This window comes from Methylocystis rosea SV97 (genome assembly GCF_000372845.1).
In the GTDB taxonomy this organism is placed as follows: Bacteria; Pseudomonadota; Alphaproteobacteria; order Rhizobiales; family Beijerinckiaceae; genus Methylocystis; species Methylocystis rosea.
Genome location: NZ_KB889963.1, coordinates 2,723,989 through 2,745,479, shown reverse-complemented (window position 1 = coordinate 2,745,479; position 21,491 = coordinate 2,723,989). Strand labels below are relative to the sequence as shown.

The following is a 21,491-nucleotide window of genomic DNA, read 5'->3' as shown; positions in this document are numbered from 1 at the left end:
GTTCCCTTCTCCCGCTTGCGGGAGAAGGTGTCGCGCCGAAGGCGCGACGGATGAGGGTTCTCTCCGTCGCATCATTTGTGATAGCCCTCACCCGACCCCGCTTCGCGGGGCCTCCCTCTCCCGCATGCGGGAGGGGGGAAAGGCGCCCGAAATGCGCTGTCCCTATTGCGGTTCCGTCGACACGCAGGTGAAGGACTCCCGTCCTGCGGAGGATTCATCCTGCATAAGGCGGCGCCGCGTCTGTCCGACTTGCGGCGGCCGTTTCACGACCTTTGAGCGCGTGCAGCTGCGCGAAATCATCGTCGTGAAGAAGTCGGGTCGCCGTGCGCCGTTCAATCGCGACAAGCTGATGCGATCGGTTGAGATCGCCTTGCGTAAGCGTCCGGTCGAAGCGGAACGCGTCGAGCAGATGATTTCCGGAATCGTTCGTCAGCTCGAAAGCCTCGGCGAAGTCGAGGTCGAAAGTCAGCGGATCGGCGAACTGGTCATCGAAGGCCTGCGTTCGCTCGACCCCGTCGCCTATGTGCGTTTCGCCTCGGTGTATCGCGATTTCCGCGAAGTTCGCGACTTCTCCGCGGTGATCGATGAATTGGAGAGCGGCGGCGACGGCGCGGCTTTTGCACCGGACGCCGACGACCCAGAGAAGGCATGACGATCCACGAAGCCTTTCCACAGACCGCGACCGACGACGCCTATATGGCGGCGGCGCTTGCGCTTGGCCGGCGCAATTTGGGCCGTACCGCGCCAAATCCCGCGGTGGGCGCGTTGCTCGTGCGCGACGGCGTCGTTATCGCCCGCGGCTGGACCGGGCCCGGCGGGCGCCCGCATGCGGAGGCGATCGCCATGGCTGCGGCGGGCGAGGCTGCGCGCGGCGCGACGCTTTACGTCACTTTGGAGCCCTGCGCGCATCATGGGGCGACGCCCCCTTGCGTCAACTCGATCATCGCCGGCGGCGTCGCGCGCGTCGTCACCGCCCTCGAGGACCCCGACCCGCGCGTCTCGGGCGATGGCTTCGCCCGGCTGCGCGAAGCAGGAATCGACGTCATCATTGGTCCCGGCGCCGCGGCGGCGCGCGCCGATCATCTCGGGCATATTTTGCGCGTCACGCGTCGCCGCCCGATGATAACGCTCAAGCTCGCGCGGACGGCGGACGGCTACGCGGCGGGCGCCGCGCATGATCCGCGCCTGCACATCACCGGACCTATCGCTGACGCCTTCACTCATGTGCAGCGATCGCTGCACGACGCGATCATGATCGGCGGCGGCACGGCGCGCGACGACGATCCGCTGATGACTGTGCGCTTGCCAGGGATGCAACAATACAAGCCGCTCCGCGTCGTGCTCGACGAGAAGCTGTCGCTGTCGCCGCGTTCGCGCCTGGCGTCCACCGCGCGCGAAACGCCGCTGCTCATCATCGCTGGAGCGGCCGTCGCCGATGAAGCGGCCAAAGCGTTTGAAGACGCCACTGGCGCAGAGGTTGTCCGCATCGCGATGCGCGACGGCCTTCTTGATCTTACCAGCGCCTTAAGACTTTTGGCAGATCGCGGCGTCACCCGCGTCTTCAGCGAAGGCGGGCCCCGCGTCGCCGAAAGTCTGCTCGCCGCGGATCTTGCCGATGAGGTCATCCTGCACACCGCGGTCAAGCCGCTCGGGAGGGCAGGCCGTCCGGCGCTGACTTCTGCGGCGCGCGCCGCCCTCGATGACGACTCGCGCTACCGTCTGATCGAGACGCGCGCGCTCGGCGCCGACACGATGACTCGATACGCGCGGGTCGACTGATGTTCACCGGCATCGTCACCGATGTGGGCGAAGTCATTGCGATGACGCCGCGTGGCGAACTGCGCCGCCTGCGCATCGCCTGTTCATACGATCCCGACGGCATCGCTCTGGGCGCCTCCATCGCCTGCTCGGGCGTATGCCTGACGGTCGTCGCCGTCGCGCGCGAGGGCGCGCGAACGGTCTTCGAAGTGGACGCCGCCGCCGAGACGCTCGCCGTCACGACGGTCGGCACATGGGCCTGCGGAACGCGCGTCAATCTGGAACGCGCGTTGAAGATCGGCGACGAACTCGGCGGCCATATCGTCACCGGCCATGTCGACGGCGTCGCGCGCGTCACATCGCGCGACGACTTTGATGACATGTCCAGATTCTGGATCGAGGCGCCGCGAGCGCTGTCGCGCTTTATCGCCAAGAAAGGCTCCGTGGCGTTTGACGGCGTTTCGCTCACGGTGAACGAGGTCGACGGCGATACCTTTTCCGTGCTGCTCATTCCGCATACGCTTAGCGTTACGACGCTCGGCGCGCGCAGAGCAGGGGATGCGCTCAATATCGAGGTCGATCTGATGGCGCGCTATGCGGCAAGGTTGAGCGAAGCGCGGTAGCCTGAGTTTGGCGCCAGGATGTGTATAACGGCCATATCGGCTGACAGAGCGTCGCTCCTGTGACATAACGCGCCCATAATCGGTTCGCGGCGTCCCCCTCCCACAGGGAGAGGGATCCGGCCAAAGGGCGTCTGTAAGGACGCCCGTCGTCAACGACGGGCTTTTGGCAGTGTCGGGTGAGGGGTTTGCGCCTCAGCGTTAATGCGTTCGCTGTGGCGGCGCGTCCCGCACCTTTGCAATTGAGAACGCTAACCCTCGCTTGGCTGCTTCGCAGCCCAACCCTCTCCCCGCGGGAGAGGGTTGCGTGCACTCCTGGAGTCGCCTGAATGGCTGGTTTTGCACCCGACGACGCTGACGTCGCGCCCGTGCCGGGCGCGCATATTCTCGTCGTCTCGACGAAGTTCAACGGCGGAATCGTCGCCATGTTGCGCGAAGGCGCGCTTGATGCGTTGCGCGCGCTCCAAGCGCAGGCGACGGTGATCGAAGTCCCTGGCGCGCTGGAGATCGCAACAGCGGCCGCGATCGCGCTCGACGATGCGGAGCTTGCCGGCGCGCCTTACGATGGAGTCGTTGCGCTCGGCTGCGTCATCCGCGGCGAGACCTATCACTTCGAACTCGTCGCCAATGAAAGCACGCGCGCGCTGATGAATCTATCCGTCTCGCGCCGCCTGCCGCTCGGCAATGGCGTGCTCACTGTGGAGAATGAGGCGCAGGCGATCGTGCGCGCCGATCCCAAGCAGGGCGACAAGGGCGCCGACGCGGCGCGCGCGGCGCTCGCGCTTGTGCGCCTCAAACGGGGCGTCGTATGAGCGTCGATCAACGCTCGGCGTCGCGTCTGGCGATCGTGCAAGCGCTTTACCAAATGGAAGTCGCCGGCAAAGGGCTCAACGAGATTTTCGCCGAGTTCGAGTCTCACTGGATCGGGCGAGAGATCGAAGGCGCGCAGTATAAGCCGGCGGACGCCGCCTTTTTTCGCGACGTGCTGCAAGGCGTGCTCACCGATCAAGTCGCCATCGACCGGCAGATTGATCGCGCGCTTTCCGGCGGCTGGCCATTGTCACGACTGGAGTCCGTCATGCGCGCCGCCTTGCGCGCCGGCGTCTATGAACTGCGGTCGCGCAAGGACGTCCCGGCCCGCGTCGTCATCAAGGAATATGTCGACGTCGCCGGCGCCTTTTTCGGACCGACCGAGTCGGGGATGGTGAACGCCGTGCTCGACAGGATCGCGCATGAGGAGCGCGCCGAAGAGTTGAGTTGACAGGAAAGCAGCCTCCGGCTTCCTCGTCCTTCGAGACGCCCGCTGCGCGGGCTCCTCAGGATGAGGAGGCCGGCGGCGCCTAAACCTCGCCCTCATGCTGAGGAGCGAGCGAAGCTCGCGTCTCGAAGCACGAGGGCGAAGCCATGCCGCGCTATAGCGAAGACGACATCATCGCCCGCGTGTTCGCGCCGATCGCGGGGACGGCCGCGCTCGGCCTTAAGGACGACGCGGCGCTTCTCGCGCCCGAAAGCGCGCCGCTCGTCGTCACGACCGACATGGTCGTTGCCGGCGTGCATTTCTTCGCGGACGATGACCCTTCGCTAATCGCCAAGAAGGCGCTGCGCGTCAATCTCTCCGATCTTGCCGCCAAGGGCGCAGAGCCGATCGGCTTTCTGCTCGGCTTGGCGCTGCCGGCCGACTGGACCAACGCTTGGCTGGACGCTTTCGCCGCCGGGCTCGCCGAGGATGCGCGCGCGTATCACGCGCCGCTCATCGGCGGCGACACGGCTGCGACCCCGGGGCCGCTGACCATCTCGATCACGGCGCTTGGTCGCACGCGGCGCTTCGTGCCCCGCACCGGCGCAAAGCCAGGAGACGCCATCTTCGTCTCGGGCCCGATCGGAGACGCGGCGCTGGGTCTCGCGCTGCGCCGCGACCCTACGCTGGAGCGACGACTGTCGGATGAGGCCCGAGACTATCTGATCGGACGCTATCTGCTGCCACAGCCGCGCGTGGATCTCTCGGCGTGGCTTTGCGCCAACGCCAGCGCCGCGATGGACATTTCCGACGGCCTTGCGGGCGATCTCGCCAAGCTTTGCCGCGCCTCCGGCGTGAGCGCGGTTGTCGATCTCGCCTCCGTGCCGCTTTCAGCAGCGGCGCGAGAGGCAATGGCCATCGATCCCGCGCTCTTCGAAACGGCGATAACGGGCGGAGACGACTACGAAATCCTCATCGCGGCAGGGAGCGCAGCGCCGCCTGCCGCGCCCGCCTGCCGGATCGGCGAATTTATGGCGGGAAGCGCGGCCCCGATTTTACTCGATGCGCACAAAAAACCGGTTTTTTTCAAAAAATTGTCCTTCCAACACTTCTGAAGAATACGGGATCGCGCAGCATTGCCGTGCGGCCACGTTTCTGGCAGAAAGCCCGCTGGAAAGCTGCTGTCTCCGCCCGATTCGCTCGGCGGGGCCGCTGCTCCTTTTTTTGTTGCGCGACTCCGTTCGCGGCGACGCGACCAGTTCGGCCATTCCCCGGTCGAGGAACGAAAAGGCGAAGCCAAAATGGTTCTGTTTCTAACCATCGTCTTCGGATTGATGTCTATCGTCTATGGCGTGAAGACCTCGCAGGAATTGCTCGCAGCCGATCCGGGGTCGGCGCGGATGCAGGAAATTTCGGGCGCCGTCGCCGAGGGCGCGCAGGCCTATCTCAACCGCCAATACAAGACCATCGCCATGGTTGGCGGCGTGATCTTCGTCATCCTCGTCATCCTGCTCGGCTGGGCGGTCGCCTTCGGATTCCTGCTCGGCGCGGTGCTCTCCGGCGCGGCCGGCTATATCGGCATGAACGTCTCGGTGCGCGCCAATGTCCGCACGGCGCAGGCGGCGACGAAATCGCTGGCCGGCGGCCTCGACATCGCCTTCAAGGCCGGCGCGGTCACCGGACTTCTGGTCGCCGGGCTCGCGCTGCTTGGCGTCGCTGTCTATTACGCGATCCTGACCTGGTTCGCCGGCTATGCGCCCTCCGACCGTACGGTCGTCGACGCGCTGGTGGCGCTCGGTTTCGGCGGATCGCTGATTTCGATTTTCGCCCGTCTCGGCGGCGGCATCTTCACCAAGGGCGCGGACGTCGGCGCCGATCTTGTCGGCAAGGTCGAGGCCGGCATTCCCGAGGATGATCCGCGCAATCCGGCCACGATCGCCGACAATGTCGGCGACAATGTCGGCGATTGCGCCGGCATGGCGGCCGACCTCTTCGAGACCTATGCGGTGACGGTCGTCGCCACCATGGTGCTCGCCTCGATCTTCTTCGCCGGTCAGGAAGGCCTGTCGTCGGCGATGATCTATCCGCTCGCGATCGGCGGCCTTTCGATCCTCACGTCGATCGCCGGCACCTATTTCGTGAAAATGGGCGACGACGATGACACGCCGTGGGGCAAGTTTGCTTCGCCTTATTTCAAGCAGCTTGGCATCGACGATTCCATCATGGGCGCGCTTTACAAGGGCCTCATCGCCGCCGGCGTGCTGTCGGTCGGAGGGCTCTTCCTGGCGACGACTTTTACCGTCGGCTGGGGCGAGATCGGCAAGGCGAATGGCGAAGCCATCCACGGCTATGGCCTGTTCCTCTCTGGGGTGCTGGGCCTGATCGTCACGGGCGCCATCGTCTACATCACCGAATATTACACCGGCACCGGCAAGCGTCCGGTGGTGTCGATTGCTCAGGCGTCGGTGACGGGCCACGGCACCAACGTCATCCAGGGCCTCGCCGTGTCGCTTGAATCGACAGCGGCGCCGGCGCTCGTCATCGTTCTCGGCATCATCCTCACCTATGAGCTTGGCGGGCTCTATGGCACGGCGATCGCGGTGACGACGATGCTGGGCCTCGCCGGCATGGTCGTGGCCCTCGACGCCTTCGGCCCCGTCACCGACAACGCCGGCGGCATCGCCGAAATGGCGGGTCTGCCGAAGGAAGTGCGTCGCAACACCGACGCGCTCGACGCCGTGGGCAACACCACGAAGGCCGTGACCAAGGGCTACGCCATCGGCTCGGCGGGCCTCGGCGCGCTGGTGCTCTTCGCCGCCTACACGAACGATCTGAAGCATTTCATCGACACCGACGTGCCGTTTTTCAAAGGGCTGGGGAAGATCGACTTCGAACTCTCCAATCCCTATGTCGTCGCGGGCCTCATCTTTGGCGGCCTCATTCCCTATCTCTTCGGCGGCATCGCCATGACGGCGGTGGGGCGCGCGGCGGGCTCGGTGGTCGTCGAGGTGCGTCGCCAGTTTAAGGAAAAGCCCGGCATCATGGCGGGCACGGACCGGCCGGATTATGGCCGCGCCGTCGATATGCTGACGCAGGCGGCGATCAAGGAAATGATCGTGCCGTCGCTGCTGCCGGTGCTGGCGCCGATCGTCGCCTTCGTCGTCGCCTGGATCCTTGGCGGCAAGGCCAACGCCTTCGCGGCGCTGGGCGCGTTGCTGCTGGGCGTCATCGTCAACGGGCTCTTCGTTGCGATTTCGATGACGTCGGGCGGCGGCGCTTGGGACAACGCCAAGAAATCCTTCGAAGACGGCTTCATTGATAAGGACGGCGTGAAGCATGAGAAGGGCTCCGAGGCCCATAAGGCGGCGGTGACCGGCGACACGGTCGGCGACCCCTATAAGGACACCGCCGGCCCCGCCGTGAATCCGGCGATCAAGATCACCAATATCGTGGCGCTGCTGATGCTGGCGATCTTGGCGCACTGAGAGTTTGCTTAAAGCAGTTTGCGAAGGGGCGGGGGAAACCTCGCCCTTTCTTTTTGAATGTCTTGAAAATAAATAAATATCAGCAACTTCTCCTGGGTTCAGGAATATAGCCCGCGTTCGCGAGAACTTTACGACCCAAGTCGAAAGCGCTTTGCTCGCCGAAATTCGCATGCTCGCAAAGCATGAGGGCCGGCAGCTTGAATCCGTCGTAGAGGACGCGCTGCGAACCTATGTCAAAAAACGCAGCAGGACGAAGCCGCGACATCGCCCATCGACGCCTATCGAGCGAGCCTTGGGCGCTACGGCGCCCTTTATGAGAAGCTCGCCAAATGAACCGACCTGCGCGTCACGATGATTGGCGCTCGGCATCGGCGGCGACGGGCCCAAGCCATGTGACTTTCCCGCGGGCGTCTTGCATTATCGCGGCCGACGAGCGCCTCCGTCGCAGCTTGGGGAGCGCAGGCGGACTTCATGACCCATCCCTTCTACTGCCTTCACACGCATGGCTTCATCCGAGTCGCCGTCGCGACGCCGACCGTGCGAGTCGCCGATCCGGCTTTCAACGTCGCGCGGACGATCGAACTGGCGCGCCAGGCGGATCAGCACGGCGCTTCGCTGGCGCTGTTTCCGGAGTTGGGGATCTCCTCTTACGCGATCGACGATCTCTTGCAGCAGGAGGCGTTGCTCGGCGCCGTCGACACGGCGCTCGTCGAACTCGTCGAGGCCTCTTGCGGCATTCATCCGCTGATCGTCGTCGGCGCGCCGCTGCGCCATCGCGGGCGTCTCTACAATTGCGCCGTGGCGATCCTGCGTGGCCGCGTGCTCGCCGTGACGCCCAAGGTCTATCTGCCGAATTATCGCGAGTTTTACGAACAGCGCCACTTCGCGTCCGGCGCTTTTGTTTCGGGCGAGGACATCGTCGTCGCCGGACAAACCGCGCCCTTCGGCTCCGATACGCTCATCGAAGCGACGGATTTTCCCGGACTCGTGATCCACACGGAGATTTGCGAGGACGTATGGGTTCCCATTCCCCCTTCGGCGCGCGCCGCGCTGGCGGGGGCGACCGTGCTGCTCAACCTCTCGGCGTCGAATGCGATCGTCGGCAAATCCGACTATCGCGAGACGCTCTGCGCTGCGCATTCGGCGCGCTGCCTAGCGGCCTATCTCTATTCGGCGGCGGGGCAGGGCGAGTCGACGACGGACCTCGCGTGGGACGGAGAAGCGCTGATCTGCGAGAAGGGCGACGTTCTCGCCAAGGCGCCGCGCTTCTCCGACGAACCGCAGCTGGCGCTCGCCGATGTCGATATCGGTCGTCTTCTTGCCGAGCGCATGCGGCATGGGACATTCGGCGCCTGCGCCGACGTGGAGCAGGGCGCGACGCATTATCGTCGCATAGCTTTCGAACTCGCTGCGCCTTGCGACCGCGACCTTGGATTTCTGCGCGAGGTCGGACGCTTTCCCTTCGTCCCGGCGGATGAAACGCGGCTCGCCGAGCTGTGTTTCGAGGCGTTCAACATACAATCGCACGGCCTCGAACAACGGCTGCGCGCTACGAAAATAAAAAAGGCAGTGATCGGCGTCTCTGGCGGACTCGACTCCACGCAGGCGCTGCTCGTCGCGGTGACGGCGATGGATGCGCTCGGTCTGCCGCGCGAAAATGTGCTCGGCTTCACGCTGCCGGCCTTCGCCACGAGCGAAAGCACCAAGGCCAACGCCTGGCGGCTGATGCGCGCGCTCGGCGTCACCGCGCAGGAAATCGACGTCACCGCGGCTTGCAAGCAAATGCTCGTCGACATCGATCACCCGGCTGCGCGCGGAGAGGCGGTTTACGACACGACTTACGAGAATGTGCAAGCGGGGGCGCGCACGTCGCTGCTGTTTCGTCTTGCCAACCGCCATGGCGCGCTCGTCATTGGCACTGGCGACTTGTCCGAACTCGCCCTCGGTTGGTCCACCTATGGCGTTGGCGATCAGATGTCGCATTACAACGTCAACGCCTCAGTGCCCAAGACGCTTATTCAGCACCTCATCCGCTGGTGCGCTCGAGACGCGCGATTCGGCGCCGAAACGGCGGCGGTGCTTGAAGATGTTCTCGCGACGGAAATATCCCCCGAGCTCGTGCCGGGAGAAGCAAGACAGAGAACCGAGGATACTGTCGGGCCGTATGCGCTGCAGGACTTCAATCTCTACTATACGACGCGCTACGGATTTGCGCCTGCGAAGATCGCCTTCCTCGCCTGGCGCGCCTGGCGGCATGCGTCCGCCGGCTCATGGCCTGCAGGGATCGCGCAAGAAGACAAGATTGCCTATGACCTCTCGACGATCAAACATTGGCTCGGCGTTTTCGTGAAGCGATTCTTTGAGGGAAGTCAGTTCAAACGGTCGGCGCTGCCAAACGGTCCGAAAGTCAGTTCGGGAGGATCCCTGTCGCCGCGCGGCGACTGGCGCGCGCCATCGGATTCGGTTGCGGACGCGTGGCTGAGTTCGCTGGACGACATTCCCTGACAACGACAAGCCGGCCGCTCACGAAAAGCGGTCGGCTCATAACCTTCGAGGAACGATGATCGGTCAGGCGCGCCGGACGAGGCCGAGAACGACAGAAACGACCAGGAGAACCAACGCCAGCCAGAACAATATCCGCGCGCCGTCCACCGCGACGCCGGCGACGCCCCCAAAGCCCAGAAATCCGGCAATGAGAGCGACGACCAGGAACACCACGGCCCAATACAGAAGGTTGCCCATTTTGACCTCCGCTTGTGAACTCTCGTCCTAAAACGCGTCCGCTGCATACATGTTCCGACGCGAACTCATCCCCGCGATTGCTCAGGTCTCGACGCGCGGGAAATCCGCATTAAGATAGGCCGAAGCGTTACCTGCACAGTGACCGTGATCTATGTGCTATTCGCTTGAGGCAAGCATTACGGCTGGGCTCGGCCTGGGGTTGGCGGGCTACGGCATGGTCTCAAAAGCGCTGCGCTACGACCGGCGCATGGTGCTTTTCGCCGCGTTTCCGCTGGTGTTCTCGGCGCACCAGTTCGTCGAAGCTGCGGTATGGCTCACGCGGGCCGATCCTGTCGCCGGGCAGCCTTATCGTTATGTCTACACCTTAATCGCTTTTACGATGTGGCCCGTGCTGACGCCTGCGGCAGCCGCCTATGCGGAATCGGATCCGGAGCGAAATCGTCTTTGGTGGACCATGGGCGGCGTAGGCATTGTCCTCGCCGCCTATCTTATCGCCAAACTCGCGGGCGCCGACGGTATCGACCTGTCGGTGTATCGGCATTCGCTCGCTTACGATCCGCTGTTCGAGCGTCCGCCGCTCGTGACGGATTTTCTCTATCTCGTACTGACCGTGTCGCCGCTCATTTTCAGCCAGCGAAGGGCGATCAATGTATTCGGCGTCGCGGTGTTGGCTACGTTTTTCTTGGCGCTCGCCGCTAACCGGCCGGCTTGGTATTCGGTTTGGTGTCTCGCTGCTGCGCTGTTCAGCCTGATCATCGCGCTCGCGATTGAAGAAGAGCGCAGCTCCGACTTCGACGGATTGGAAATGCAGCGCTAGCGAGCGCTGGCCGCGTTCGTCGCCCATTCGATGTAGCGCTTGCGCAGCAGGCGACTCCTGTCGCCCGGCGCGCCAGATCCGATGGGGCGGCCATCGAGCGAGACAACCGGCAGGACGAGATTGGAGGCGCTCGTGAGGAAGGCTTCCTTCGCCTCATACGCTTCGGCGACCGAGAAACTGCGCTCCTCGACGGTCAATCCTTCCCGCTCCGCGATCACCTGCACGGCCTTCCGTGTACAGCCCGGAAGAACTGCCGAGGAGTTTAGACGGGTCACGAGCACGTCCTCGCGGGTGAGGATGAAGGCGGTCGAGGATGAGCCTTCGGTCACGAAACCGTCTTGATCGACCATCCAGGCCTCCTGGCAGCTGCCCTCGAGCGCCGCTTGCTTCGCCAGAACCTGCGCGAGCAGCGCCGTGCTCTTGATGTCGCGTCGCGCCCATCGCAGATCCGGAACGGTGAGCACCTTCACGCCGGTTTCGGCGGCGGGAGAGGCGATGATGTTTTTCTCCTGAGCGAAGGCGACGAACGTCGGCGCTGCTTCCGCGGGAAATCCGAACTCGCGCTCGGCGGCGGCGCCTCTGGTGATTTGCAGATAGACGAGGCCTTCGCTCAAGCCATTCTTCGCGATAAGTTCGGCCTCGATTTCCTTGATGCCCGCCATCGGAACAGGATTTTCGATACGCAGTTCGCGCAGCGAACGCTCGAGACGCGAAAGATGCGAGTCATTGTCGATCAGCCTGCCGCCGATGACGGCCGCAACCTCATAAACGCCGTCGGCGAACAGGAAGCCGCGGTCGAGAATCGACACGCGCGCCTCGTCGATGGGGATGTAAGCTCCGTTCACGTAAGCGATATCAGACACGGTCGGCTCCTGGGGAAGCGAGCAATCTACAGCAGCGCTCGCGGCTTGTCCTGCCGACGCTTCGGGCTCTATCGATACGGCCGGGGAGAACTAGATAGATGATCTGCGGCGGATCGCCCTTGAGGGCTCCTCGCGACCTCGGTCGCGGACGCCGATGCGCCGGTGCGCTTGAGACGCGGATAACTGCGCTTGCGAGCGGAAGGAGGATCCTTGGGCGAGGACATCAAAACCACGGGCTTCACGCCCGCCGACAAGGCGCGTTTCGCCGGCCGGCTCGCGCAGGAAACGGATCTCGCACGCGTCCTGTTTGAACAGGACAAATTTTCGCGCGACGGCCACATGGTCGGCTTCGAAGTCGAAACCTGGATCGTGGATCACAATTATGCGCCGTCCTCGATCAACCAGGATGTCCTCGAAACCCTCGATGATCCGCTCGTCGTGCCGGAGCTGTCGCGCTTTAACGTCGAGTTGAATTGCGCGCCGTTCCACCTCAAAGGCGATGCGCTGACGCAAGCGCACAGGTCGCTGACGGACCTCTGGACGAAATGCAACGACGTGGCTCACCAGCTCGACGCCAATCTGGTGATGATCGGCACGCTGCCCACGATCCGCGACAGCGATCTGACGATTGCCAATATGTCGCCGCTCAACCGCTACTATGCGCTCAACCAGGAAGTGCTTCGTCTGCGCGGCGGGCAGCCGTTGCACGTCAATATCGCGGGCCGCGACCGCCTTGCGTCCGAGCACAAAGATGTGATGCTCGAAGCTGCGACGACCTCATTTCAAATCCATCTCAAGGCCCCGGCCGATCTGGCGCATCTCTATTACAACGCCTCGGTGGCGGCGTCGGGACCGATCCTCGCGGCCTGCGGAAACGCACCGTTCCTTTTCGGTAAGGCGTTGTGGGAGGAAACGCGCATCCCGCTGTTTGAACAAGCAGTGAAGATGCCGGGCCCGGCCAGGGTCTGCATGGGCTCGGGCTACGCCGACCATTCCCTCATCGAGATCTTTGAGGAAAATTTACGCGACTATGAGGCGCTGCTTCCCGTGGCCTATGACGACCCGCCCGAGGCGATGCGCCACCTGCGGTTGCATAATGGCGTCATCTGGCGCTGGAATCGTCCGCTGATCGGCTTCGACGAAAGCGGGGCGCCGCATCTGCGCGTCGAACACCGCATTCTGCCCGCCGGACCGACCTTCATCGATATGATGGCGAACGCCGCGCTTTACCTTGGCCTCGCGCGCGCCATCGCCATGAGCGGGGAGGGCGGCGCCGGCGGCCTCGCCTTCGCTGACGCCAAGCGAAATTTTTACGCGGCCGCGCGCTTTGGCCTCGACGCCAAGCTCGAATGGCCGGGCGAAGGCGAGATCGCCGCCGATCGTCTGCTGCTCGATCGGCTCATTCCCGACGCCAGGGCGGGGCTTCGCGACCTGGGCGTCGCCGAAGCCGATTTCCTCGATATCGTCGAAGCTCGGGTGCAGACGCGGCAGACCGGCGCGGCTTGGCAGCGAAAAGCCCTTGAGGCGCGCGGCGGGGACCTTTATGCCCTGATGGCGGCCTATTGCGAGCGCCAGCGGAGCGGCGCCCCCGTCCATCAGTGGGAAACATGACGAGAACAGTGACCGACGCGCCTTGCGCCTTGCTCGACCGGCTGCCTGACGGATTTCTCGACTGCCCCGCCAATCGCCTGAAGCACATCCTTCCCCGACCGACGCTGTTCGACCTTCCGGGCCGCGACCCGCAACCGCTGTTCGTGTCTACGCTGCTGCACGGAAATGAGACGAGCGGGCTCGCCGCCGTGCAGGAGATTTTGCGCCGTCGCGCCGCGCGCGGGCTCGATCGGTCGCTCATTCTGTTCATCGGCAATGTCGAAGCCGCGGCCGCGAATGTGCGCACGCTGCCGAACCAGCGCGACTTCAACCGGGTGTGGCCCGGCACGGCCTTTCCCGATGATCCGCTCGCGCATATGGCGCGCTGGATTTACGAATACGTTGAGAGGCGCCGAGCCTTCGCCGCCGTCGACATCCACAACAACACCGGCTTCAATCCTCACTACAGCTGCATCACTAGGCTTGAGCCTAAATATGTCGCCCTCGCGCAGCTTTTCTCCCGCATTGTCGTGCATTTTCAGCGCCCGCGCGGCACCAGCGCAGCGGCCTTCGCCGAACTATGTCCGGCGATCACGGTCGAATGCGGCAAGTCGGGCGCCGATGCCGGCGTGGCGCATGTCGTCGAATTGCTCGACGCCTGCCTATCGATCGCAGAGCTTCCCGACCACGCGCCGGCCCCGCAGGACATCGAGTTGCTGCGCACATGCGCCATCGTGAAGCCGCCCGCCGGCGCAAGCTTTTCCTTCGACGGGACGCCGGCGGACTTTGTCTTCCGCCCCGATATCGACCATCTGAATTTCAGCGAATTGGGCGCGGGCGCCTCTTTCGGCGCGTTGGGCCATGAAGACGCGCGTCTCGAAGTCCTCTCCGGCGAAGGGTTCGACACGCAGCCGATCAACTATTTCGATTACGCGGGTGGCCAAATCAGGCTCGCGCGCCCCGCCATTCCGGCCATGCTGACAGTTGACCCACGCGCCGTGCAGCAGGATTGTCTATGCTATCTGATGCACCGCATCGGCATGGACGGACGGGGATATAGCCGCACCGACGCGAGCGCGCATTAGGGTTTCTCCGGCCGCACGTCCTCAATGACATAGAGGCCTTTCGCGTCGCGACTGATCGTGAATTTGATCTTCATGCCCTTCGACAGGCTGGAGAGATCCACGTTTGGCGCCACGTGAAACGCCATTGTCATCGGCGACATTTCCAGCGGTCCGGCGATCGGCCCATGCGTGATCATGAGCCTGCGATCGTCCGCATCGACAGCTCTGACGACGCCCTCGCCTTGGCCCGTCGTCTTCTCCGCGTTTTCCGTCGCCTGGGCGACAGTGTCGCGCGGCGCGCCCTGGTCTGCCGCGCTGGCCGAGGCGCCGGCAATCCCGATGGAGATGGCGGCGCAAGCGGCGACGCGCGCGAATGCGTATCGCGTGGTCTTCATCGAAGCTCCCGGACCTGCTGCTTGGAGTCGGCTAGACCTTACGGCATTCGTCGGCGCATTTCTGGCACGATTTGCCGCACTCCACGCATTCCTTGACCTTGGGGAATTTGTCGCATTGTTTTTTGCAGTCATCGCAAATCATGGCCACCGTTTTCGCCAGCGGACCGACATGCGAGGAGTTGACCGCCGCAAGCGACGCCAGCGCGTTACAGGCAGCGACAAGCTGGTAAGCGGCGTCCGCACACTCAGCCATGCTCGTGTCTTTCATCGCGAACATGCCGAAACAGTGGCGAAGGCAGTCATTGCCGGTGGAGACACATTCGATGCTCGCATGTTCCAGGTTTTTGTAGAGCGGCGGATGCATATCCTCCATTTTGGCCGCGCTGTCCTGTTGGCCGGTCGCCTGAGCAAACGCTTGTGTGGCGGATGCGACGGCGGCGGCGGTTCCGACTGCGATGAATTCGCGACGTTCCATGATGTTTCTCCAGGTGGGCTTCACTACACGCGCCGAGAGGGCCCGTTCGCGGGCTCCATCGGCATGGCTGCGCTCGTGTCGTCATTTCGAGACACGCGGCGCAACGCTGGCTCCAGGCTAGTGCGCGTCAACGTTTTCGTTACCGGCGAAAGATGACGCTGAGATTATGGGCGGGCATGTCCACGATTTGAGGCTCTCCAAATCCTTTTGCGCGCGCGCAGGCCGCGACATCTTCGAGATCGCGGATGCCCCACGCGGCGTTGCGAGCGCGCAGGCGCGCATCGAACTCAGCGTTGCTTGGCGCTGTATGCGCGCCGCCGCGCTTGTATGGACCGTATAGATAGAGCGGCGCTCCCGCGGACAAGGTCCTGACTCCGCCTTCGAACAACGCCTCGGTCGCGCTCCAGGGCGAAATGTGGGTCATGTTGATGCAGATGATGGCGTGCGCCGCATTGATCGGCCAAGGAAATTCCTCGACGTTCAGCGCGAGCGGCGCATTCACATTGGCGAGTCGCGTGGAGGCGATCCAGGCCGAAATGCTTTCTCGCGCTTCAGCGCTCGGGTCCGACGGACAGAATGTCAGTCCGGGCAGATGCTGCGCGAAAAATGTGACATGTTCTCCCGCGCCGCTCGCAATCTCGAGCGCCACCCCTTTTTCCGGCAAGACGTTGCGCAGGACGTCGAGGATCGGGCCGCGATTGCGCGCGGTCGATGGCGCGAAGAGGCGCTTGTCATTCATCTGTTTCTCTCACGGCGAGACCCTTGTCTGTTCCCAGGCATGAAATTTGATGCGCTCATCTACGAAAGGCGGGGCTCCTGACCGTCCTTCAAGAAGCGCGCCTGCGCGACGGCGTGCAAAAACGCGTCTCTTGCTGTGTTGAACTGCCGATGGGGTGTTGAAAATGTCTCAGCTTTTCGAGCTTGTCGCCTCAAAGCATCGAACGTTTGTCGTATTGGCGACGCTCCGCCTTCCCGGCCACCCCCTGCGGCGCTTTACCAAAGAAGAGGCGGCGATCCTTTCGCGCGCCCTCGACTCCGTGGCGAAGGGCGACCGCGGCGAACAGCAAATCTATATGAGCCCCATCGCCAGCGATCATGACTTCGATGCGAAGGTCGAGCAGAGCGGCATCCTCGTCTCCTCCGAAGGTCAAGCGGACGTCAAACTGGACTGGAACGAAGCGCGCGCCATGGCCGAACAGTTGAGATCGTTCGCCTCCGTGTGACGCGCGGCCTTACGCTCGAGCGGCGCGCTCGGGTTCACAGCGGCGTCGCGGTCATTTTGCGACCAGCTCAAATCGAGCGCACACGGGCGCGTGAAGCGAGCCCTCGACAGGCTCTTCCGCGTAGACTTCGTCCTGCAGCCCTTCGTTCAGGATCGTGGTCTCGCGCCAATTGGCGGCCAATGAGCGTGAGGCAAGGAGGTGGTCGATCAGCGTCGGACGTCCCGCATGTCTCACGGTGAAGCGCCGCGACGGCGCGACGCGCTCTTCCAAGGCGATGAGGGCGCGGTCGCCTTCCGCCGCTTCGTCTCCGCCGCCGCGCAAGAGTCTGGTCGGCGCGTCATGCGCGTCGGCGTTGAAGTCGCCGACAATTGCGATCTGTGCCTGCGGGTCCGCGTCAAAGAGCGTTTCGGCGAACAGCCGGGCCTCCAGCGCTTGGCCTTCGCGCTTGAGCGCCGCCACGAACTGGCCCTCGATCTGTGCGCGGCTCGATCCGAAACCTCGCGCCGTCGCGATAGGAATGGCGCGCGGCGCGCGTAGATGCAGATTGACGACGTGGAGCGCGCATCCGTTGGGAAGCTCGACAGCAGCGTAGAGCAGGGGCCTATCCCACGCGATCTCCACCGGCTCCGGTTGGGAGCCGTCGGCGTCCCGCGGCGGCGGCCAGACCCATCGCGCCACAATGTCGTGGTGGATCTGCCGTTGCGCGCGCATCGGCCATCGTGAAAGGATTGCCAGATTATGCACGTCGGCGGGGGCGTCGCCGCCGGGCCTGATGGTCGTCGCCCGATGAAAATTCGCGTATCTGGTCGTCGCAAGCAACCGGTCTAGCGCGATATATTGCCGCGCGTCGTGCTTGTGACGCCTCTGCGCATGAATTTCCTGCAGGCACAATATATCGGCGTCGAGCGTCTCCAGCAGGGGGCGTAGCGCGTCGGTTCGGCGCGCAAACGCCTCCGGTTTGGTCCCCGACCAATCGAGATTTTCCAGATTGAAGGTCGCGAGTCGGAACGCTTGCATCATCAATCATCGCCCGAAGAGTCTGCGTCCGCCAGCAGATTGCGCCTCGACGACGTCGACATTTAGCGGCAATATCGGCGCTATTTCCAATTCAGGAGCGCGATGTGTCCCTATTTGACGGGATTCCTTTCTTTGTTGGCCTTGACCCGACGCGCGGCGAGCAGCTGGCGCGCCAATGCGTGCGCAGGCGCTACGCCGAGCATGAGCTGGTCCTCGATTTCGACGATCCTTCGACTGACGTGTATTTCATCGTCAGCGGCGACGTTCGGGTGCTGATACGAACCGCCGCCGGCAAGGAAATGATTTTCGGGGACTTCGGACCAGGCAAATTCTTCGGCGAGATGGCGGCGGTCGATGGGGCCAAGCGCTCCGCCAATGTGACGGCGCTTACCAACGCGGAACTTTTGCTGGTGCCGCCAGTGGTCTTCAAGGAGATCCTGTTCCGCGAGCCGGAGATTTGCGAGCGACTGTTGCGTCTGCTGACGGCGCGGGTGCGGGAACTGAATACGCGCCTGTTCGAGCGCTCGGTGCTCGATCTCAAGCATCGGCTCTATTCCGAATTGTTGCGCATGTCGGCGCCGCGCAAGGGGTCGACGGGACAGTCGATCGTATCGCCGCCGCCGTTTCAGCATGATCTCGCCGCCCGTATCGGTTGTCGGCGCGAACAGGTCAGCCGCGAGCTCTCGGCCATGATCGACGAAGGCCTCGCCGAAAAAATTCGCGGCGGTCTCGTGCTGTTGCGCCCGTCGGTCCTGGAGAAGCGGGTTCAAGAGGCGCTCAACGAAGCTGAATGATCCGTGTGCGTTCTCACACAAACAGATGAGGAACAGGGCGCTACCGTCGCTATGCTGCCGACAAGAGGCAAAGGACCCGTGGCAGAGCAAGCGACTGGGAGAACCTGAAAATGATTCCCGAATTGACGCCGATCGAGCGTTGCGCCGAAATGGCGGGTCTGCGCAGCCATGAACTCATCTTGGGCGTGAGCCCCAGCGACAAGCACCATCGCATGCTGGCGCGATACCGCCGGGCCGTGTCGCTCGACGCCGCGCGCGGGCGAGTCGTCGCCGACATCCGCAACGCCGTGGAGATCGGCGCGTCGCGCCGCGCCGCCGACTTGCTGATCGTGCTGCGCTGGCTCTTCGCGCCGGGCGCGTCTTGCGATGATTCACGCGCCATCGCGCGTCCGCGCCGCCGGGCGTTCTCGGCGCGCTGGCGTAGGGGCGTCATTCTTTCCTCGGTCGCGGAGCGGTCGTCGACGGAAAGCGGCGAAGTTGTCTCTCTCTTCGATGGCGGGCTACGGCGTTAGCCGCGCGTCGCGCCTGTGCTTTCAAGGCAACACCCGAGAATTTGTTGTATCCGCCGTTCGCGCAAGGAGAATGGGCACAAAAGGCCTTAAGCCGTTGCTGCATAGGATTAATTCGCAGCAGACACATTGCGCCGTCGTGTCGTTCGCATCGGCGCATCTTCCGGCGCTAGCTTGCTACTCCAGGCGACATGAGTCAGCTTCCGGTTCAGCTGACGGTCCGGGCTTCGATCGCCGTTTCCGATTTTTTACGGGGGCTTGCCATTTATGTTCGCATATAGAGCGGCGCCGAGGCTTTTGGGCGCACTGTTTGCCGCATTCGCACTTTTCAGTCCGGCTCTGGCGCAGGAGGATCCGCGCGCCGAACAGGAGCGCCTCGCAGCCTATATTCAGCATAATCCAACCGACTATGACGCGACCTATCGCTACGTCCTGCTGTCGACGGAGCTACGCGACTATGAAGCGGGGATCGGCGCGCTCGAACGTATGCTGATGTTCAACCCGAACTTGTCGCGCGCCCGAAAGGAGCTTGGTTTCCTTTATGCGCGGCTCGGCGCCTATGAACTCTCGGCGCAGCATTTGCGCAACGCGCTCGCCGAAGGCGGCCTCGATCCGGTTCAGGTGGCTCAGGTCGAAGCGCAGCTGCCCGATATCGAGAAGCGCACGCAAGCCAACCGGCTTTATCTGCGGATGCACGTCGGCCTCCGGGCGCAATCGAACGCCAATTTCTTCCCGACCAATAATCTTTTCCAGGTCGGCGGCGTCGGCGTCGCGTCGGCCGCCTCGCGCAAGGGCGACATCAACAGCTTTCAGTTGGTGCAGGCCGCGCATGATCTGGATTTTCAGAATGCGCGCGGCGACCAGCTCGAGACGCGCGTGACGGGCTACGCCACCGAGCAATTTCGCCTGCCGCAATATAGCGTCGCGCTATTCGCCGGCTCCGTAGGACCCCGCATCCATATCGCGCCCGATCTTTATCCGGGCCTCTCCATCAAGCCATACGTGACCGGCGCGGTGGCGCTGCTCGGCGGCAGCAATTATCTGAACGCCGGCGGCGCGGGCATGAGTTTCGGCGCGGAACTCAGTCGCGACCTGTGGTTCGAGCCGGGCGCCGAATGGCGGGCGATCTGGGTTGATCCCTCGCCGGGCTTCCTCGGCTATACCGGTTTTTCGCCCTATTCGACAGTATCGACGTTGGCGACTGGCGACGTCGTCACAGGCTACTTGAGCAGCTCCTACAGACTGACAAACGACCTGAGGCTTGAAGGTCGCGTCGCCTATACGCGGGCGTGGGCGGGCAATCCGCAGCAATCTTCCGATCAGGTGGACGTTCAGGCGATGCTGCGGCTCGAGGTCGACCCGCCATTTCCAATTATTCCGCGCAGATGGACCTTCGCGCCTTATGGCCGCTTTACGCATCTTGCCTTCGACGCCGCCAATCCGGTGATCAATCCCTTCGTCGCGCGTCGAGACACCGTCTGGATCGGCGGCCTGATGGTGGACTTGCCGATCACGCCGTATTTCGGTTTCGCCGGCAACGTCGAGTATGCGCGCAACGATTCAAATCTGCCGAATTTCAAGACTGACAACGTGTCTGTCAGTTTCGGGCCAACGGCAAAGTTCTGACGGAGACGATAAATGAAAAAGTTCTCCGCGGCCGCCACAACCGCTCTCGCGCTCGTCGCGGGCCCCGCGCTCGCAGATAACGTCGGGAACGTCGGCGCGGTCAATCAGAGTGCCCATGGCACGCCGCCGGGCGCCGCGAAGCGCTCGCTATCGGTTGGCCTTGGCGTGCAGCGGCGCGAACGCATCGAGACGAGTCCGTACGGCAGCGCCCAGATCGTCTTTAACGACACATCGACGATGACCGTCGGGCGCAACAGCGCCGTCACCGTTGACGATTTTGTCTATTCACAAGGCGGCGGCGGTCAGCAGGGCGTGTCGATGGCGAAGGGCGTCATGCGCTTCGTCGGCGGCGGCGTCAGCCACGAAGGCGGCACAAAGCTGCGGACGCCGACGGCGTCCATTGGCGTGCGCGGTGGGACGGCGCTGGTTCGGGTTGGCGGCTCGTGCGGCACGCTCGTCGTGCATCAATATGGTTTCATCGATGTTGGCGGCCAGGCGCTCACGCGTCCGGGCTATGGCGTTTGCGCGCCGAGCGGCGGGCCGGTGTCGGAGCCTTTTCTCGTGCCGCCTGAAACGATCGCGCAAATCGTCGCCGCGTTGGAGAGCGGCAAAACGCAGCGCGGCGGCGCCAAGCGCTCGCCGACAAACGAAGAGGCGAATCTCGCGCTCGGCAACGACCGTCCGCCGGACGTCGTCAGCCCGCCGGGCCTCGACGCGCTCGGTCCGGTTTGGTTCGGCAATGCGCTGGTGCAGAGCCGCGCCAATGTCGACAACCAGCCTGCGCCGCTGCCAACGCCAGCGCGCCAGGGCGGAAATGACGGCCACCACGACGATCATGATCACGGCGGACACGGCGGACACGGCGGACATGGCGGCCATGATCACGGGGGTCATGAAGGCGGCGAAGGCGGTCATGGCGGACATGGCGAGGGCGGCCACGGCGGTCATGGCGAGGGCGGCCACGGCGGACATGGCGAGGGCGGCCACGGCGGCCATGGCGAAGGTGGTCACGGCGGCGAGGGCGGTCACGGCGGCGGTTATGGCGGCGGCCATGGCGAAAGCGGCCATGGCGGCGGCTATGAAGGCGGCGAGGGCGGCCAGTACGGCGGTGGCGAGGGCGGTCACGGCGGCGAAGGCGGCGGTGGAGGCCTCTTCGGGGGCGGCGGCTCGGGCCATGGAAGCGGCGGCGGCCAAGGGAGTCACGGAAGCAGCGGTCATGGGAGCGGCGGTCACGGAGGCGGGCCCGTTGCGATTGACGGTCCGGGCTACTAGTTCT

General features: G+C 63.9%; 22 protein-coding genes. 16 read left to right on the top strand and 6 right to left on the bottom strand.

What is annotated here, in order from left to right; genetic code table 11:
* Positions 1–151: 151 nt before the first annotated feature.
* The 8 genes from nrdR (at position 152) to A3OO_RS0114465 (ending at position 9,605) form a co-directional block, all read left to right on the top strand.
* Positions 152–652 carry a transcriptional regulator NrdR gene (gene nrdR / locus A3OO_RS0114505; protein ID WP_036242014.1) on the top strand — a complete coding sequence of 167 codons (501 nt, stop codon included), beginning with the start codon at positions 152–154 and terminating at the stop codon, positions 650–652.
* Entirely contained in the window at positions 649–1,779 is a 1,131-nt protein-coding gene (ribD, locus tag A3OO_RS0114500; RefSeq protein WP_018408558.1) for a bifunctional diaminohydroxyphosphoribosylaminopyrimidine deaminase/5-amino-6-(5-phosphoribosylamino)uracil reductase RibD, read from the top strand. The genes nrdR and ribD overlap by 4 nt, the downstream gene beginning before the upstream one ends.
* Positions 1,779–2,381: a riboflavin synthase gene (locus A3OO_RS0114495; RefSeq protein ID WP_018408557.1), complete on the top strand. Its 603-nt coding sequence runs from the start codon at positions 1,779–1,781 to the stop codon at positions 2,379–2,381. Before ribD ends, A3OO_RS0114495 begins: the two co-directional genes overlap by 1 nt.
* Positions 2,382–2,707: 326 nt before the next feature.
* A complete protein-coding gene (gene ribH, locus A3OO_RS0114490; protein WP_018408556.1) occupies positions 2,708–3,190 on the top strand; it encodes a 6,7-dimethyl-8-ribityllumazine synthase in 483 nt (160 codons plus the stop codon).
* The gene (gene nusB / locus A3OO_RS0114485) at positions 3,187–3,639 is read left to right on the top strand and encodes a transcription antitermination factor NusB (RefSeq protein WP_018408555.1); all 453 of its coding nucleotides are present in this window, start codon (positions 3,187–3,189) and stop codon (positions 3,637–3,639) included. Before ribH ends, nusB begins: the two co-directional genes overlap by 4 nt.
* A gap of 143 nt (positions 3,640–3,782) precedes the next feature.
* Positions 3,783–4,730: a thiamine-phosphate kinase gene (gene thiL / locus A3OO_RS0114480; protein WP_018408554.1), complete on the top strand. Its 948-nt coding sequence runs from the start codon at positions 3,783–3,785 to the stop codon at positions 4,728–4,730.
* 186 nt (positions 4,731–4,916) lie between these two features.
* The gene (locus tag A3OO_RS0114475; protein ID WP_026223002.1) at positions 4,917–7,100 is read left to right on the top strand and encodes a sodium-translocating pyrophosphatase; all 2,184 of its coding nucleotides are present in this window, start codon (positions 4,917–4,919) and stop codon (positions 7,098–7,100) included.
* Between the two features lie 471 nt (positions 7,101–7,571).
* Positions 7,572–9,605, top strand: a complete 2,034-nt coding sequence (locus A3OO_RS0114465; protein ID WP_018408551.1) for an NAD(+) synthase — start codon at positions 7,572–7,574, stop codon at positions 9,603–9,605.
* A 63-nt stretch (positions 9,606–9,668) separates the two neighbouring features.
* On the opposite strand, the gene A3OO_RS23010 is transcribed toward A3OO_RS0114465, so the two are convergent.
* A complete protein-coding gene (locus A3OO_RS23010) occupies positions 9,669–9,842 on the bottom strand; it encodes a DUF1328 domain-containing protein (protein WP_018408550.1) in 174 nt (57 codons plus the stop codon).
* 151 nt (positions 9,843–9,993) lie between these two features.
* On the opposite strand from A3OO_RS23010, the gene A3OO_RS0114455 reads away from it, so the two are divergent.
* Positions 9,994–10,659: a DUF6629 family protein gene (locus A3OO_RS0114455; protein WP_018408549.1), complete on the top strand. Its 666-nt coding sequence runs from the start codon at positions 9,994–9,996 to the stop codon at positions 10,657–10,659.
* On the opposite strand, the gene A3OO_RS0114450 is transcribed toward A3OO_RS0114455, so the two are convergent.
* Positions 10,656–11,522, bottom strand: coding sequence for a D-amino-acid transaminase (locus A3OO_RS0114450; RefSeq protein ID WP_018408548.1), 867 nt, complete (start codon positions 11,520–11,522; stop codon positions 10,656–10,658). The genes A3OO_RS0114455 and A3OO_RS0114450 overlap by 4 nt on opposite strands.
* 210 nt (positions 11,523–11,732) lie before the next feature.
* Between A3OO_RS0114450 and A3OO_RS0114445 the strand changes: the two genes are divergently transcribed.
* Together A3OO_RS0114445 and A3OO_RS0114440 are read left to right on the top strand one after the other, a co-directional pair.
* Entirely contained in the window at positions 11,733–13,133 is a 1,401-nt protein-coding gene (locus A3OO_RS0114445; protein WP_018408547.1) for a glutamate-cysteine ligase family protein, read from the top strand.
* A complete protein-coding gene (locus tag A3OO_RS0114440) occupies positions 13,130–14,197 on the top strand; it encodes a M14 family metallopeptidase (RefSeq protein ID WP_018408546.1) in 1,068 nt (355 codons plus the stop codon). Before A3OO_RS0114445 ends, A3OO_RS0114440 begins: the two co-directional genes overlap by 4 nt.
* Here A3OO_RS0114440 and A3OO_RS0114435 read toward each other — a convergent pair.
* From A3OO_RS0114435 to A3OO_RS0114425, 3 genes are all read right to left on the bottom strand, one after another.
* Positions 14,194–14,571 carry a copper-binding protein gene (locus A3OO_RS0114435; RefSeq protein ID WP_018408545.1) on the bottom strand — a complete coding sequence of 126 codons (378 nt, stop codon included), beginning with the start codon at positions 14,569–14,571 and terminating at the stop codon, positions 14,194–14,196. The two genes, A3OO_RS0114440 and A3OO_RS0114435, sit on opposite strands and share 4 nt — an antisense overlap.
* 31 nt (positions 14,572–14,602) lie before the next feature.
* Positions 14,603–15,046, bottom strand: a complete 444-nt coding sequence (locus A3OO_RS0114430) for a four-helix bundle copper-binding protein (RefSeq protein WP_018408544.1) — start codon at positions 15,044–15,046, stop codon at positions 14,603–14,605.
* Between the two features lie 139 nt (positions 15,047–15,185).
* Positions 15,186–15,785 carry a DUF938 domain-containing protein gene (locus A3OO_RS0114425; RefSeq protein ID WP_018408543.1) on the bottom strand — a complete coding sequence of 200 codons (600 nt, stop codon included), beginning with the start codon at positions 15,783–15,785 and terminating at the stop codon, positions 15,186–15,188.
* Positions 15,786–15,948: 163 nt separating this feature from the next.
* Here A3OO_RS0114425 and A3OO_RS0114420 point away from each other — a divergent pair, with 163 nt between their 5' ends.
* Positions 15,949–16,269, top strand: a complete 321-nt coding sequence (locus tag A3OO_RS0114420; RefSeq protein WP_026223001.1) for a hypothetical protein — start codon at positions 15,949–15,951, stop codon at positions 16,267–16,269.
* A gap of 51 nt (positions 16,270–16,320) precedes the next feature.
* Here the strand turns inward: A3OO_RS0114420 and A3OO_RS0114415 are convergent, their stop codons facing one another.
* On the bottom strand, positions 16,321–17,289 hold the full coding sequence (locus A3OO_RS0114415) for an endonuclease/exonuclease/phosphatase family protein (protein WP_018408541.1): 969 nt from the start codon (positions 17,287–17,289) through the stop codon (positions 16,321–16,323).
* 101 nt (positions 17,290–17,390) lie between these two features.
* Between A3OO_RS0114415 and A3OO_RS0114410 the strand changes: the two genes are divergently transcribed.
* The 4 genes from A3OO_RS0114410 to A3OO_RS24585 all read left to right on the top strand — a co-directional run bounded on the left by A3OO_RS0114410 (position 17,391) and on the right by A3OO_RS24585 (position 21,487).
* Positions 17,391–18,080 carry a Crp/Fnr family transcriptional regulator gene (locus tag A3OO_RS0114410; protein WP_018408540.1) on the top strand — a complete coding sequence of 230 codons (690 nt, stop codon included), beginning with the start codon at positions 17,391–17,393 and terminating at the stop codon, positions 18,078–18,080.
* A 110-nt stretch (positions 18,081–18,190) separates the two neighbouring features.
* Complete coding sequence (locus A3OO_RS0114405) at positions 18,191–18,592, top strand: hypothetical protein (RefSeq protein ID WP_018408539.1); 402 nt, start codon at positions 18,191–18,193, stop codon at positions 18,590–18,592.
* Positions 18,593–18,886: 294 nt separating this feature from the next.
* Positions 18,887–20,215 carry a tetratricopeptide repeat protein gene (locus tag A3OO_RS0114400; RefSeq protein WP_245257164.1) on the top strand — a complete coding sequence of 443 codons (1,329 nt, stop codon included), beginning with the start codon at positions 18,887–18,889 and terminating at the stop codon, positions 20,213–20,215.
* A 12-nt stretch (positions 20,216–20,227) separates the two neighbouring features.
* Positions 20,228–21,487, top strand: coding sequence for a FecR family protein (locus A3OO_RS24585; RefSeq protein ID WP_018408537.1), 1,260 nt, complete (start codon positions 20,228–20,230; stop codon positions 21,485–21,487).
* Positions 21,488–21,491 lie beyond the last annotated feature (4 nt).

Coding starts and splice junctions, on each gene's coding strand:
- nrdR (WP_036242014.1), top strand. CDS start 152: ATGCGCTGTCCCTATTGCGGTTCCGTCGACACGCAGGTGAAGGACTCC.
- ribD (WP_018408558.1), top strand. CDS start 649: ATGACGATCCACGAAGCCTTTCCACAGACCGCGACCGACGACGCCTAT.
- A3OO_RS0114495 (WP_018408557.1), top strand. CDS start 1,779: ATGTTCACCGGCATCGTCACCGATGTGGGCGAAGTCATTGCGATGACG.
- ribH (WP_018408556.1), top strand. CDS start 2,708: ATGGCTGGTTTTGCACCCGACGACGCTGACGTCGCGCCCGTGCCGGGC.
- nusB (WP_018408555.1), top strand. CDS start 3,187: ATGAGCGTCGATCAACGCTCGGCGTCGCGTCTGGCGATCGTGCAAGCG.
- thiL (WP_018408554.1), top strand. CDS start 3,783: ATGCCGCGCTATAGCGAAGACGACATCATCGCCCGCGTGTTCGCGCCG.
- A3OO_RS0114475 (WP_026223002.1), top strand. CDS start 4,917: ATGGTTCTGTTTCTAACCATCGTCTTCGGATTGATGTCTATCGTCTAT.
- A3OO_RS0114465 (WP_018408551.1), top strand. CDS start 7,572: ATGACCCATCCCTTCTACTGCCTTCACACGCATGGCTTCATCCGAGTC.
- A3OO_RS23010 (WP_018408550.1), bottom strand. CDS start 9,842: ATGGGCAACCTTCTGTATTGGGCCGTGGTGTTCCTGGTCGTCGCTCTC.
- A3OO_RS0114455 (WP_018408549.1), top strand. CDS start 9,994: ATGTGCTATTCGCTTGAGGCAAGCATTACGGCTGGGCTCGGCCTGGGG.
- A3OO_RS0114440 (WP_018408546.1), top strand. CDS start 13,130: ATGACGAGAACAGTGACCGACGCGCCTTGCGCCTTGCTCGACCGGCTG.
- A3OO_RS0114435 (WP_018408545.1), bottom strand. CDS start 14,571: ATGAAGACCACGCGATACGCATTCGCGCGCGTCGCCGCTTGCGCCGCC.
- A3OO_RS0114430 (WP_018408544.1), bottom strand. CDS start 15,046: ATGGAACGTCGCGAATTCATCGCAGTCGGAACCGCCGCCGCCGTCGCA.
- A3OO_RS0114425 (WP_018408543.1), bottom strand. CDS start 15,785: ATGAATGACAAGCGCCTCTTCGCGCCATCGACCGCGCGCAATCGCGGC.
- A3OO_RS0114420 (WP_026223001.1), top strand. CDS start 15,949: ATGTCTCAGCTTTTCGAGCTTGTCGCCTCAAAGCATCGAACGTTTGTC.
- A3OO_RS0114415 (WP_018408541.1), bottom strand. CDS start 17,289: ATGATGCAAGCGTTCCGACTCGCGACCTTCAATCTGGAAAATCTCGAT.
- A3OO_RS0114405 (WP_018408539.1), top strand. CDS start 18,191: ATGATTCCCGAATTGACGCCGATCGAGCGTTGCGCCGAAATGGCGGGT.
- A3OO_RS24585 (WP_018408537.1), top strand. CDS start 20,228: ATGAAAAAGTTCTCCGCGGCCGCCACAACCGCTCTCGCGCTCGTCGCG.